The organism is Tunturiibacter psychrotolerans (assembly GCF_051013365.1).
GTDB lineage: Bacteria > Acidobacteriota > Terriglobia > Terriglobales > Acidobacteriaceae > Edaphobacter > Edaphobacter psychrotolerans_A.
The window spans coordinates 3,275,970-3,290,454 of the sequence record NZ_CP132941.1; the positions used below are offsets into that span (position 1 = coordinate 3,275,970).

The window sequence follows — 14,485 nt, forward strand, 5'->3', positions numbered from 1 at the left end:
CTAAACCATTATCATGGGCAAGTCAATCGAGAGAACGCTGGGCAGAGAGTGTATATGAGATGGCCCGCCGAGCCCCACGCGCAGTCAAGCTCGCATCCTATGGCTCGCTATAGATTACTTTTAATAAGACTCTCCACGAGCCAACAACAAGATGACCTCACAACAGGCGACTATCCGCGTAGCACTCATCGGCTACGGTTACGTAGGCAAAATCTTCCACGCTCCACTCATAAACTCAGTTCCAGGTCTGGTGCTAACGATCGTAGGATCAAGCAGGCCAGATGCTGTGCATAACGATCTCCCCAACCTAACCGTCTGTCCCGCTGCCGAAGCGGCAACGCACCCCGACGTAGATCTCGTAGTTATCGCTACTCCCAACGAAAGCCACTACCCGTTGGCCGCCGCCGCCCTCCACGCAGGCAAAGACGTCGTAGTAGACAAGCCATTCACTATTACCCTCGCTGAAGCTCGCGCACTCGTTGAGATTGCTAAGGACAACGGAAGATTGATCTCCGTATTTCACAATCGACGGTGGGGCACCGAAATCCTCGCTACAAAAGCCATCCTCGAAACTGGCGTCCTCGGTTCCGTCACCCACTACGAATCCCACATGGATCGATACCGGCCTCTCGTTCGCCAGCGCTGGCGCGAAGATCCAGGTCCTGGCGCCGGACTCTGGTTCGATCTCGGCCCGCACCTCATCGATCAAGCCCTATACCTCTTCGGCCTCCCGCAATCCGTAAACGCCAGCTTTGCCACTCTTCGCGAAGGCGGCAAAACCGACGACTGGGCCCACGTCCAACTCAACTATCAGCACATGCGCGTAATTCTTCACGCCTCACTGCTGGTCTCCGGTGGTGGTCCTCGTTCCGTCCTCCACGGCACTAAAGCAAGCTGGGCAAAGTTCGGCCAGGACGTGCAGGAGACACAACTAAAAAATGGAATGTCCCCCACGGACCCAGGCTTCGGCTACGATCCCGATCCCGGCGTTCTTTATTGCGCCGATGCACCAGCGACAACCAAACTGCCAGTCTTCGTAGGAAACCAGCAGATCTACTATGCGGAAATCAGAGATGCGATCTTAGGCAAGCGACAACCGCCGATCTCCGGCATCGATGCAGTTGCAGTTATGGCTGTACTAGAAACCTCGTTTAGATCCGGCGAACGCGGTCAGGTCTTACCGCTTCCCTTAACACCGGAAGAACTAGCCGCATGGAATCAAACTCATACATCGCCCTTTGCGGGAACTCCGATCGGGGACACAAGCGCGCTTGTCTGAGAATAGCTGCGCAGTCAGTTATTCTTCACGGAAGCGATAGCCGATGTGGCTCTCGGTCAAGATATAAGTTGGGTGAGCAGGGTCGTTTTCAATTTTCTTTCGCAGTTGATTGATGACAACTCGCAAATATTCGCGCTCGTTGCCGTAGGCTGGTCCCCAGATGGATCGCAGCAGATTTTCGTGTCTGACGGGTCTGCCGGCATGCTCCATCAAACAACGGAGAGTCTCGTATTCTTTTGGAGCAAGGTGAATCTGTTCACCCTTTTTCTCCACGAGGCGTCGATTGGGGTCGAGCGTGATGTCGCCCACGATGCTGATCAGATCTGGTTCTCCCATTGGGACGCCGCGACGCCGGATGACGGATCGTAACCTTGCGGTGAGCTCACGAATCTGAAACGGCTTCGTGACATAGTCAAAAGCCCCCGCGTCCAGCGACTCGACGATATCCTCTTCATCGTCACGGACAGTGAGCATGATGATCGGCAGTCCTGGAAAAGTTTCGCAAATTCTTCGACACGTATCCTTACCCCCCATCCCCGGCATGTTGATATCGAGCAGCACCGCGTCATAGCTGACCATGCGCAGTTGCACGAGGGCCTCCTCCCCATTGTGAGCCTCCCCGACCGCAAATCCTAACGCTCCCAATGTTTCAAACAGGCTTTGGCGTATTCCTGCGTCGTCTTCCACGACGAGCACCTTGCTTTTCAGATTCACGCTTTCTCCTTTGTCATGCGGGGTAGTGCGATTGCGAACGTTGTCCCGTTCACTTGATCGCTTTCAACCCACGTTCGCCCGCTATGCGCTTCAGCGATGCGCCTCACCACGGAGAGACCGATCCCAGTGCCGGAAATCGTCTTCACCGACCCGGAGCAACGATAAAAGCGTTGAAATACCTTCTCTTTTTCGTCATCCGGAATAAACGAACCTTCGTTCTTAATCCTGATGACCAGTTCCGCTTCTTCTTCCTGAACCGCAATGGCCACCTGAGAGTTGGGACGACCATACTTTGCAGCATTGTCGAGCACTTGGAAGAGAGCCATTTGAAGAAGTTTTCCATCTCCATAAACGGCGTTGTGCCCCGAACTCACCTGGATGTCAATGGAGTGCCCATCCAGTTCCTGTGAGGATTCCGTAACGGTGCTGTGTATCAACCGAGCCACGTCGACTTGCTCGCGCTTGACCTTTAGATCGCCGCTATCCAGCTTCGCGGTAAGGAGCAGATGATTAGCGAGGTCGCTAAGGTGCCCCGCATGGCGATCAATCAAGCCAACCAACTTTTCTTCAGTGCCCGACAGCGTATTCATCGCGAGCAGACCCGAACTCGAAGCTCTGATCGTCGTAAGTGGACTCTTGAAAGCATGTGCCAGGCCGTCCAATATGGCGGAGCGTAGCTGCTCGCTTTGTTTTGCTGCTTCTGCATTTGCTTCGGTCGAGAAGGAGCGTGCCCTTTCGATTGCAACCGCGGCAAGCGAGGCGGCTGCATTGATCGAGGCTGAGTCGAGCGAATGCCCGCAGACGAAGAGGGATCCAATAGGCCGGGTTCCTAGTCGAAGCACACGCCGAGAAACCCCTGTGTTCAAGTCATCGTCATTTGCTTCGAGAAAGTAAGCGGAGCGCACGACGTCATCGGAGAAATCACAATCTCCACTCTTCCACTGATGCATCTCATACGCGTTCCAAAGGGCCACCCCTTTCACTCGCAGGCTGGAGCGTATGAGATCAACGAGTTGCTGATCCACCGCCGCGTCCCGATTGAGGAGCAGAATATTCTGGCTGAGTTCGTAAAGCTTCTGCTGTTGAGTCTGGCGCCGCTCTAACTCGCGAGCGTGGTGGCTCACTCGATCGGAGAGGCTGCTGACGACCAGGGCCGTTGCTTCAAAGACCAGCAGAGCGATCCAGTCGTGCGAATCTGTGATGTAGAACTGGAACAGAGGCTGGGTAAAGAAGTAGTCGAGGCAGGCAACAGACAGAATTGAAACGACGCTCGCCTCGAATAAACCCCAGCGCAGCGCGATGACCACCACCAGAAAGAGGTGGATGGAGGTTGCCGCGGAGAGATTAAAGTGAAGGCGGTAGGAGAGAAGCGTCAACAGCATTGCAGCGGCACAGCCGCCGCCAATCCTGCGTAGGACCACCTGAATTGGTTTGGCAATCATTCGGTCGCCCCTGCCGGAACTATAGCGATTGAGGCATAAACAAACCGTTAAGAAGAGGCTTATGCATTGCTAATGGTGTTCACGGTTCACTGAAAGTGTCGGTCTTTTCCGGCATATGAGGTGATTCGACATGAACTTACTTAGAGGCCTTCTTCCACGAAACACAGCATCACGCACGTCCCTTGCAGAGGATACGGTCGTGTCGCTTCAACAGCAGAACGAGGTTCAGCACACTCACAGGTCGGAGGGACGAAGCCTTCTGCGACGTGTTTCATACAACCTCGTCTTCCTAGTTATGTGCGGCTTGTTGTTGGTTGAGGCGTCGTCGGCCCATGCTCAGTCGACGTTTGGGAGCGTCAGGGGCAACGTACAGGACGCAAGCGGAGCGGCCATTCCTGATGCGCAGATTGTGCTGCGCAGCTCAGATGAAAACACAGAACGAACGGTCGATACAGATACTTCAGGTGCCTTCGTCTTTGAGAACGTAAAGGCCGGCAAGTACACGCTGCGTGCTCATCGCGATGGCTTTGCCGATACTGTTGTGTCGGGAATTTCAGTAGAAGCGCGACAGGACTTGAGACTTGGCGCCACACTCAACGTGGCGGCACAGTCGACAACTGTGGAGGTATCGGGAGCAGCCGACGAAATCAATACGGAAAATGCAACGATCAGCGATTCGAAGACGAATATCGAAATGACGCAGCTACCTCTGAATAACCGTGCGACCACGACAAGTCCGCTCGGCGCACTCGGTTTATCTCCCAACGTTCAGACAGATAGTTCCGGCAATATCGCCCTCGGCGGAGCGAGCTCCTCGATGGTGAATTTCTCCGTCGACGGTATTTCAACTGCCAACGTGCGGCAGAATGGAGCGCTGCAGGACGCCTATCCATCTCAGGAAGGAATTGCCGCAGTCAAAGTGACCGCATTCAACAACAGTGCAGAGTTTTCCCAGGTTGGCGATGTGACATTTACAACCAAGAATGGGACAAGCCAGTATCACGGAAGTGTCTTCGAGTATCTGCAAAACCAGGCGCTCGACGCCGATCCGTATGGCTCCAGCGGAAAAGCTCCCAAGAAGTTCAATACGTTTGGCTTCTCGTTGAGCGGGCCGATTGTGATTCCACACTTGTACGACGGGCACAGCAAGACGTTTTTCTTTGCGGACTATGAAGGCAACCGGCGCAGCACCGCAGTATTCCAGCAATATGTCGTTCCGACCGCCGCGGACAGAAGCGGCAACCTCTCCGATATAGGTGGTCCTACGATTCCATCTACCCAGATCAGCCAGACAGCCAAGGCGCTGCTCGCCTATTATCCCTTGCCAAATGTGGCAGGCGCCCTCAACCAGACGCAGGCCATCAACTATCAAAACTTTCAAGCCACTCCTGCGAGCACCGACGGTGCGGACATCCGGGTCGACCAGACGATCTCTTCCAAGCAATCGGTCTACGCGCGCTTTAGCCGCAAGAACATCACCACCGACTTCGCGAATCCCTTTCTACCGGATGATTCGGATTCCATTCACAATCGAAGCCTGCTGATCTCGCACACCTACACGATTACCCCAAAGCTGCTGAATGAGTTCCGCTATGGCTTCACGAACGTTACGACCAGCGTCGACTTCCCGATTCAAGGTTCCACTGCGCTGAGTCAGTTGGATCTCACAGGTGTCGATATCAGTCAGCATCCGCTGACTCACGCATTCCCCACCTTCAACTTCAGCGCGGGCACTCCGTTTCCAGTCATTGGCAGAGACAAGGCAGGTGTCACACAGTCAAAGACGACGCAGTTCAGCGATAACCTCACTTACAGCTTCGGCAGGCACACGGTGAAGGGCGGAATCGATATCCGTCGCGTTCGGTACTTCGACCTGGAGAGCTTTGCTCCACAGTTCGCCTCAGACGATTTCGGAGCCTTCATCTTTCAACCATCCTATGGAAACGCCGCAGGCGATCAGTTTACGGGCAACGCCTTTGGCGACTTCCTTGAAGGCGCGCCAACCACACTTTACTTTGCTGTCTCGAGCCCGGATGTCGGAGGAACCGCCACGCAATATAGTTTCTTTGCTCAGGACGAATTCCAGGTCAACAGCCGGTTGACGCTCAGCTACGGTCTTCGCTGGCAGATCCTCCCAGGCTTCCAGGAGGACGGCGGCAATCTTGCAAACTTCGATCAACGGAATAACTCGATTGTCGTTCCTGATGCTTTGGCGGGATACCTTGCCAGCCAGAACATCACCTCTTCCAATGTTGCTTTCCAACAGTCCTTCAATGCGTGCCCGTCCGGCACGGCTGCAGGTTCAACCGTTCACGGCCTGCCGTGCACCGGCTATATCACGGCCAGCCAGGATGGATTGCCGCAAAGTCTGCGCCAAACCTATAAAGGAGACTTCCAGCCGCGCCTCGCGATTGCCTATCGTCCGTTCAACGACACCAAGACCGTGTTGCGTGCCGGATTTGGCATCTATACGATGACCAACCTGGGACCACTTTCGTTCAACAACAGCGGCAACCCAACCTCAAATCTGCACACGTATTCCAACTCCAACAGCGCCGGACCGAATACGCCACAGATCGTCTTTCCGAATACTGCTCCCAGCACCTCCGGCGGCCCAACCTTCGGTGGCGGCGGACTGGACCAGGGCGTTGATCCCAACTTCCGCGACCCCCAGTCAAACCAGTGGAACGTGACCGTGGAGCGCCAGCTAACAGACGCAACATCGCTTCGTGCGAGCTACGTCGGCATGCACACCTACAGGCTGAGCATCACCGAGGATCTCAACCAGATTCCCGCCAGCACCATTCCATACAACACCGGAGCAACGGCCGGAGCTTTCGTAGACGCCCGCGCGCCCTATCAGAATTGGACGACGCTCCTCAGTACGTTCAATGCAGGTGAAGCAAACTATCACGCGTTCGAGTTGCAGGCGACGCATCGTTTGGAGCGTGGGCTCTACGTGGATGCAAACTACACCTACGCAAAAAATGAGGCTGACAATCAGGGTGACGCACCGAGCGCGTTCGCCGGTGAGGTCAATTACGGACTTCCCATTGCCGATCGTTTCCACATCAAAGAGAACCTCGGCAATGTCTCCGGCACTCGGCGCAACCGCATGTTGCTCACGGGAATGTATCAGCTGCCTTTTGGCAAGGGGCGACAGTACATGAGCAACAGCACAGCCAAGGATCTATTTCTCGGTGGCTGGGATCTTACAACCGTCACGCTGCTTGAGACTGGCCCCTGGCTCACCCCCAGCATCAGTGGCTCTGCCGATCAGTCGAACACGAACGTTGTCAATCGTAGCGCTGTGCTGCGTCCGGATGTGGTGCCGAAGGGTACTGCCGGAGCTGTGACCTACAACAACCTGTCCTTCCAAGCGACCCCCGTAGGAGCAGGTCGCTTCGGGAATGCAGGAGTTGGAATCGTTCAAGGACCCGGGACAGCCACGGTGAGCCTCGGAGTGGCAAAACAGTTCGCCATCACCGAGAGGGTGCATGCGCGCTTCGAGACAACCTTCACGAACGTTCTAAACCACACCAACTTTGCGCCGCCTGTGACGGCCATCGACAATTCGCTGTTCGGTCAGCTGACCGGACCGCAAACCGCCGAGAACGCGGGAAATCGGACGGGACAGGCGGCGCTAAGAATCGACTTCTAGTTCGAAAACCCGCTTTAAGAGGGCGAGGAGATTTCCTTCTCGCCCCCTTTCATTCACATCATCGGTGTAAACGAAGCGGCCGCCGATCCGGATGAATCAGCGGCCATCTTGAAACACAGAACTACTTCGGAAGAATCGTAAGGGCTGTTTGAGGAGCCGACCGTATGACGTTCAGCGGTAGTTTGGTGTGAGCTGTAGCTAAGTTGTCCGGAAGGCCAGCGATCCACGCGTTCATCGAGACGTCAATGAAGTGAGGGGCAGCTAACATCTCAAGAAAGACCAGATCTTCTGTCCCCGTGTTCTCGACGTAATGGGTAGCCATAATCGGCACGAAGCCGACATCGTTCGCAGAAAAATCCATGGTCCGCGCAGCGGCTCCAGTGGTGGCGATCGTCATGCGCCCTTTGCCATGAATGTAGTACTGCCACTCGTCAGAGTGGGGATGCCAATGAACCTCCCGCATGCCGCCCGGCTTCAGCGTTACCTGCGCGGCGCACAGCTTCTTGGCCACTGGAAACTTATCGACATCGATGATCTTGACACTCCCTCCGGCCCTCACAGGATCCGGGCGCTGCTCGCTGAGCTTGTACGTATATTTGTTTACCGTCTCGAGCTTATCGCCCAAAGCTCGCTTCTGCTCCTCCAGCGACGGCGGTTGGGTGCCCTCAAAGATATAAAGTTGCGTCTGCGGCAACGTGTTGAAGCTCTCACGCGACCAGCCCATGTTCTTTTGAATCACCTCCGGCGGAAGGTGAACCAGAGACTCCGAGATGAGAAAAGTATCCGCCTCCGAAAATGCGCCGTCATTGAACACCAGCAGAAACTCAGTGCCCTGTGGCCCGATCCCCTGCAGGGAATGCGGAAATCCGGCAGGGAAGTACCAAAGATCGCCCGGCCCAACGTCATCGATATACATCTTGCCGTCCGGTTGCAGAATGGTGATGCGCGTCGTCCCGGTAAGTACAATCGCCCATTCATCCGATGTGTGCCAGTGCAGTTCACGAATCGAATTCGCAGTAAGGCGCATACTGACCCCGGCAATACTCTTGCTGGTAGGCAACTCGCGAACCGTCACCTGATCGGTCCAGCCACCGTTCTGTACCCTGCGTGACGCGAGGTCGAAGGAATACCATATCGGACCCATATTTCCGTGATCGGTAAAAGGCGGCATGTGCGAGTTTGGGTTCTCGTCTATCAGTGGCTGATTTGCCGGGCCAGGGTCGCTGGCGTAATCGCCCTGACGCCCTGCCAACAGTTCCTCACGCGTCTGAGCTGTAGCGGTCAGTGTTGCCACTCCTGCTCCCGCTAATGCCGCGGTTGTCATAAAGGCACGTCGCGATACCTGTGCGATGGAGTCAAAGTTGTTCTCAGTTGAGGCGTGTGAGTCGGCTGGAATGAGTTCGTTCTTTGGGTTCATCTCTTCTCCTTGGTCTTCGTAATTGGGTGAAGGAAGCGATAACGGCGAGCATCGCAAGATCCGAAATCTATGAAGTCTGCGAAACGTATATCCCTCGTCTATTGCGTACTCATGCCGTCCGTCTCTGCTGCGCTAGTAAAACCATTTCGTCGCTGCTCGCGCGAACGAGTTTGCTCCGATGTCGGAACACAAGCCTACAGAAACGAGAAACTCGTCTCTAACGGATCTGGTTTTCTTTGCGCCAATGGCTCTTGCGATGGCAACCGCAGTGTCCCCCAGAACACGCGATCACACATCCCCCTCAGGAGATGCGAATCAAGCACACTTTCGAGGGGTACTTACCTACCACTCAATCTCGATGTCCTATTCACGCCGCTCCATCGCATGAGAGAGCGTTCGAGCAAAGCTCGAATACTTGAGCCAGCAACTAAGCCTTTACTGTCGATCTGCCTCTTCCACCGTAGCGACCCTCGGAAAGAACTTGTCTACCTTAGTCATCTCAAACAGTTGAAGTACCCGTGGACTCATCCCAGCGATATCCAGCCGAACTCCTCTGCCCTGGCACCGGACATAGTGGCTGACAATCAACCCAAGCCCCGCGGAATCCATATACGGAACCTCCGTTAAATCCAGAATATGGTGACGTGGACCAGGGAGAGCCTGCGGATCGCTCTCCTCCTCAGCTTCAAACGTACTGCGCAGCACATTCGGCGAAAGGGAAGCGTGCATATCCCGCGCCGTAAACGGCCCTGACAACCGAAAGATGACTGTGCCTGCCTTCTTGCCTTGACTGCGTTCAATCGTGAACTTCGAACTCTTCCAAACCTGAGCAGTCGCCATCGAGCTAGTCACCTATCAAGAAACTTCTAGACTTCAACCGGCGGAGTCGTCATTCTTCGCCCCAGGCAGACGCTTGATCAAAAAGTCAATCTGGCCGGCGTGGTGCGAGATGTGCTCGCAAACGTGAAACCAGTAACAGAAGTTGTTTATCGGCCCACCGCCCCACCCAGGCTCCTTCAGAGCCGTCGTGAACCATGCATCATCCTTCTTCGCAAACTCAACTAAAGTCTTCTCCCGCGCCTCACGAATCGCATCCTGATAGTAAGCAACGTCATGCCCCTTGATCGTTGCGCGCCCAGCCGCACCAAGATTCATCGCGGGCCCCCACTTAGCCTCATAGTCCGCCGGAAGCTTATCGAAGTTCTCGTTCCCAAACGTAATCCTCTGATAGAGAACCTCAGTAGCCGCCAGGTGAAGCATCAGCGCACCAATCGTGTTGGCATTCTTATCGAACAGATAATCAAGCTGCTCCTGCGTAAGATCGCGAGTCGGCCCCAGCACCGCAGTCTCCATCCACGTCAGCATCGAAACCATCGTCCCGATCTGTGGCGTATACCCGGAGATCGGCCGCCCGATCATATTGATCGTGGCCTTGTCGTACGGCGGAGCCATGCGCGGCATCGGCGTGCGTTTGGCTGGCGGCGGAATCGGCGCAGGCGACTGGGTCGCGGTCGTAGACTGCGGCGCCGCTGTTTGAGTAGTCTGCCCAAACAGCGGCACACCCGCTGCAAGGGCACCTAAAGCCGAGTTGGCAAGAAACGTCCGGCGCGTGGAAGCATAGTGCATCGAAACCTCCTGTTTTTACGAGACACCAAGCTTACACGCTCTTTCCATTTCAAGCCGCATTTAAGGAAGCTCGAACCGTCCCCGCCGTCGCACAACACGCTTCCTAACCCATCGCCGAAGCATCTAACCGAAGAGGAGGGCTCATCCGTGCGTCACGCATTTCCCACTCTATCCATCGCGCTCCTCGCCGTAGCCTTCGCGACTGGCCCCCGGAGCGTCCGTGCCCAGAACACGCAAACCACGCCCACTCAAACACAGCCCAAACCCCGTAGCCCCGGCGGCGATGTAGGCAGCGGAGCTGGCGACATCGGCAAAGACACCGCCAAGGGAACCGGAGCCGCAGCCAAGGGCGTCGGCAAAGGCGCCGGCGACCTCGTCACACTCCACCCCGTTGACGCCGCCGGCAATGTAGGCAAGGGAGCAGGCGTCGCAGGAAAGGACGTAGGCGTCGGCGCCGCCAAGGGCACAGGCAAAATCGCCAAAGGCACAGGTCGCGGCGTCGGCAAGATCTTCCACCACGGACATCACGACGACGAGCCCGCAGCCAACCCACAAAACTAAAACCAAAGCAGGTCGGAGCGAATAGCCGCGCACCCGCTCCGGCCTCCTCGCGTCAGAGGAGCGTCTCCGTCTTCCCAAACGCGAATCCCGAAAAATAAATCCAGAAAACCTGGCGCATTTTTTGCAGCCTAAAAAGTGACTGCCAAAACACCACGTTGCACCATCGAATCACCACATCCACACCATCAAAAAACCACGATCAAACACCCATTTTTCGCAAACCCCCAACAAAACCCACAGAACCCCACCAGAAAAAATATCTGCAATCCCCACGCTTTTCCCCAGCGCCGCCAAATTTACTCCAGATTGACACCCCTCCGTCACAATCAATGTGTGTCTTAAATCCACGATCCTCAAGCTCAATCTCTTCCTGTGCGGTTCTGAGCCTTCAAGAAGAAATCGGCGAAACTTCGTTCCCGATAACCTCAGCTCGTTGAGAGGGCAACATCATCAGGAAATGCATGCGACGTGCCATCGGTCTCTTTTCTCTGTTTGTTGTTCTCTATTACAACTGCGGAAATGTTTTGGGGCAGGTCAACACAGCCAGTCTCAGCGGTCTCGTTACAGACTCATCCGGAATTGCGATGGCCGGCATTCACGTCAGTTCTCTCAATCGATTGACCGGATACTCCCGAGAGGCCGTCACAGATCATTCAGGCTATTACACGTTACCCAACATGCCGATCGGCAGCTACACCGTGGCTGTGCAATGGGAAGGATTCGTCAAGACGGACGAAAGCGTCGAACTGAGCGTTGGCAGCAAAGCGCGTCGCGACTTTACGTTGCGAATCAAAACGTTCCAGCAGGCGATCACAGTCAATGAAAGAAGCGACAACGGTCTCTCACCCGATGACGCGTCGATCAGCACTATCATCGACCAGAACACAATCGCCAACACGCCGCTTTATCTTCGCAATTGGGATGACCTGCTTCGCACCGTTCCCGGAGTGCAGATCAGTCGTTATACGGAGCAGGCAGGAAGCAGCGCCCCAGGTCGCACCGGCGATTTCAACGTCAACGGCGTCCACTCGCTGCAGAATAACTTCGTTCTCGACGGCGTCGACAACAACACCTTCTCCGAGAATGTCCAGGAACTGAGCACCGAAGCAGCACATCCATCGGTGGACGTGATTCAGCAGTTCAACGTCATCACGAATCCATATTCCTCCGAATATGGCCGGAGTCCAGGTGCGGTCGTTTCCATCAACACCAAGGGTGGAACGGACACAATTCACGGTGCGATCTACGAGTACATCCGCAACAGCTACTTCGACGCGAACGATTTCTTTTCCAATCGATATGGGTTCCGGAGACCGGAGAACAATCACAATCAGTTTGGGACAAGCATCGGTGGACCGATCCTCCATGACAAGCTGTTTTACTTTTTCAACTATGAGGGAACACGGATCCGCGAAGGTGTCTCTCGCACATCGACCGTTCCACTCCCGAATGAAAGAGAAGGGGACTTCAGTCCCGCTACCGCCGCAGCGGTCGACGTGACCTATCCCACAATCGTCAATCCCTCTACTGGACAGCCGTTTCCGAACAACCAGATTCCCAAAGAAGACCTCGATCCGGCAATTCAAAAGATAATCTCCCTCTTCCCGCTACCCAATGTTCCTCACCCGCAAGGTCAGAACAATCTGAATAACTACGCAAGAAACGCGCTCACGACGGACGACAACGAGAGTTACGACGCCCGCACCGACTGGACGCCATCACCCAACAATGTGATCTTCGCGCGTTACAACTACTCCAACCGCAACCGCATCGTGCCGGGCTATCTGGGTGGGCTGGCGGATGGAGCAACCAACTCTGCATGGGGTCACCTCTCACTGAGTTCCAACAGCTTCGTGATCGGTTGGACGCATATCTTCCGCCCATCAGTTCTGAACGATCTCCACCTCGGCTTTATCCGTGACCGCGCATTGAGTGAACAACTGCCATTTTCTCTCCCGCAGACAGCAGGCGATTACATCGCCGGGATACCCAATGTTCCCGCGGCGGGCGGAGGATTGCCCCTGGTTAAATTCGGCAGCTCGTATGCTTTTATCGGTTCGCCCGTCTTTCTCCCCAAGGAGCAGATTCCTCAGCAATTTCAATACAACGACACGCTCGTCGTCTCGGCAGCCAAACACAATCTCAACTTCGGAGTAGCCGTGTCGGCCCCAATGCGGAATCTCTTCCAGGACGAAGCTGCTGTACGCGGCTCGCTCGATTTCGAATCGACCTTCACGAACTTCGCATATGCTGATGGTCTGCTTGGGCTGGCGAACCAGGTACAACTAACCAATAGTGATGTGGTCGACCAGCGCCTCTGGCTGGCCGCCGGCTTTCTTCAGGATGACTGGAGGATCCTGCCACAGCTCACGTTGAATCTGGGACTGCGGTACGAGTTTGCTCCGCCACCAACTGAGGGACGAAACCGCATCGCAAACTTCGACCCCGATGGAAATGGATCACTGGTATTCGCGCACCCCGGTTCACTGGCGAGCCGCGCCTTGGTGAACCCAAACACTGCGAACTTTGGTCCAAGAGTTGGCTTCGCCTATTCGTTGGGTGGCCGCACAGTGCTTCGTGGCGGATACGGAATTTACTACACATCCTTCGAGCGCTTCGGGAGCGAAGATGAGTTGGCACTGAACCCGCCATTTTTAGTCAATCGACAGGTCACGGCTACCTCACGCACTCCCGCTCTCGTCGCGAGACAGGGATTTCCCTCCAACTTCCTCGATCCGAACATGATCGATTACACCAACCTGCAAGGCTTCCACATTCGAGCTGTGAACCCGCATGCACCATTCCCCACAGTGCAACAGTGGAGCTTCGGGCTGCAAAGAGACTTCGGCGATCGTTGGACCGCGCAACTAGATTACGTCGGAACTAAATCCACCCACCTCGACTTGATCTATGACTACAATCAGCCGTTCATCATCGGTAACAAGTCCACCAACCTAACCCCCTATCCTGACTTCGGCTACATCGAATACACGACTCCCGCCGGTTATGGGAACTACAACGGACTCCAGGGCAGCCTATCGCGCAGGACCTCGCAAGGTCTCACTTTGCGAGCAGGTCTCACCTACTCGCGCAGCCTCGACGACACTCCCGAAGAATTAGAGACCAGCTCTGGAGCGGCGCCGAACGGGCGAAATCTAGCTGCCTGGTACGGGCCCAGTGATTTCAATGTCCCCCTCCGGGTCTCTGGCAACTTCATCTATGAGCTGCCCTTCGGACACGGCAAGGCACTTCTCCATCAAGGGCCGCTCGCCTGGCTTCTTGGAGATTTCCGCACCTCGGGCGTCTACACCTTCTACAGTGGAATCCCCTACCAGCTGAACGCCGGAAGCGCTCTCGCTAACTCAATCGATGCCTACGGCGCAGCGACGAATGTTCCCAACGTCATCGCCAAGCCTCACGTAGTTGGGAAGGTGGACTGCTGGTTCTATGCCAGCCAAAATCAGGCTTGCCGAACTGACGAACCCAATTTTACGGACAGCTATAGCCTCCTCACTCCCGGTTCAATCGGAAATCTCGGAAGGAATACGCTGCAGGGGCCTCATACCAGCGTCTTCGATGCGGCGCTCTTGCGTGAGATCCCCATGGACCGAACGAATCTGGAGTTTCGTTGGGAGGTCTTCAACGTGACCAACACACCGCTCTTCGGTCAGCCCAACAGCGATTTCAGTAGTGGAGTTGCCGGACAGATTACCACGCTCTCGGGTGATCAGAGAACGATGCAGTTCGCGTTGCGCGTCTCGTTTTGATTAGTCTTCCGCCAAGAA

At 55.4% G+C, this 14,485-nt stretch carries 9 protein-coding genes; 4 read left to right on the top strand and 5 right to left on the bottom strand.

Annotation, left to right across the window (positions count from 1 at the left end; all coding sequences use genetic code 11):
- Nucleotides 1-151 precede the first annotated feature (151 nt).
- The gene (locus RBB76_RS13640) at nt 152-1,279 is read left to right on the top strand and encodes an oxidoreductase (protein WP_429631247.1); all 1,128 of its coding nucleotides are present in this window, start codon (nt 152-154) and stop codon (nt 1,277-1,279) included.
- 18 nt (nt 1,280-1,297) lie between these two features.
- Here the strand turns inward: RBB76_RS13640 and RBB76_RS13645 are convergent, their stop codons facing one another.
- Together RBB76_RS13645 and RBB76_RS13650 are read right to left on the bottom strand one after the other, a co-directional pair.
- Nucleotides 1,298-1,993 (bottom strand): response regulator transcription factor, encoded by a 696-nt coding sequence (locus RBB76_RS13645; protein ID WP_429631245.1) that lies wholly within the window; start codon nt 1,991-1,993, stop codon nt 1,298-1,300.
- Nucleotides 1,990-3,435 carry a sensor histidine kinase gene (locus RBB76_RS13650; protein ID WP_429631243.1) on the bottom strand — a complete coding sequence of 482 codons (1,446 nt, stop codon included), beginning with the start codon at nt 3,433-3,435 and terminating at the stop codon, nt 1,990-1,992. Before RBB76_RS13650 ends, RBB76_RS13645 begins: the two co-directional genes overlap by 4 nt.
- A 130-nt stretch (nt 3,436-3,565) precedes the next feature.
- Here RBB76_RS13650 and RBB76_RS13655 point away from each other — a divergent pair, with 130 nt between their 5' ends.
- Nucleotides 3,566-7,096: a carboxypeptidase regulatory-like domain-containing protein gene (locus tag RBB76_RS13655; RefSeq protein ID WP_429631241.1), complete on the top strand. Its 3,531-nt coding sequence runs from the start codon at nt 3,566-3,568 to the stop codon at nt 7,094-7,096.
- 121 nt (nt 7,097-7,217) lie between these two features.
- On the opposite strand, the gene RBB76_RS13660 is transcribed toward RBB76_RS13655, so the two are convergent.
- The 3 genes from RBB76_RS13660 to RBB76_RS13670 all read right to left on the bottom strand — a co-directional run bounded on the left by RBB76_RS13660 (nt 7,218) and on the right by RBB76_RS13670 (nt 10,139).
- The gene (locus tag RBB76_RS13660) at nt 7,218-8,513 is read right to left on the bottom strand and encodes a cupin domain-containing protein (protein WP_429631239.1); all 1,296 of its coding nucleotides are present in this window, start codon (nt 8,511-8,513) and stop codon (nt 7,218-7,220) included.
- Nucleotides 8,514-8,948: 435 nt separating this feature from the next.
- The gene (locus RBB76_RS13665) at nt 8,949-9,353 is read right to left on the bottom strand and encodes an STAS domain-containing protein (protein WP_429631237.1); all 405 of its coding nucleotides are present in this window, start codon (nt 9,351-9,353) and stop codon (nt 8,949-8,951) included.
- 33 nt (nt 9,354-9,386) lie between these two features.
- Nucleotides 9,387-10,139 (bottom strand): DinB family protein, encoded by a 753-nt coding sequence (locus RBB76_RS13670; RefSeq protein WP_429631235.1) that lies wholly within the window; start codon nt 10,137-10,139, stop codon nt 9,387-9,389.
- A 147-nt stretch (nt 10,140-10,286) separates the two neighbouring features.
- On the opposite strand from RBB76_RS13670, the gene RBB76_RS13675 reads away from it, so the two are divergent.
- Nucleotides 10,287-10,700, top strand: a complete 414-nt coding sequence (locus RBB76_RS13675) for a hypothetical protein (RefSeq protein ID WP_429631233.1) — start codon at nt 10,287-10,289, stop codon at nt 10,698-10,700.
- 461 nt (nt 10,701-11,161) lie between these two features.
- Nucleotides 11,162-14,467 carry a TonB-dependent receptor gene (locus tag RBB76_RS13680; protein WP_429631231.1) on the top strand — a complete coding sequence of 1,102 codons (3,306 nt, stop codon included), beginning with the start codon at nt 11,162-11,164 and terminating at the stop codon, nt 14,465-14,467.
- Nucleotides 14,468-14,485 lie beyond the last annotated feature (18 nt).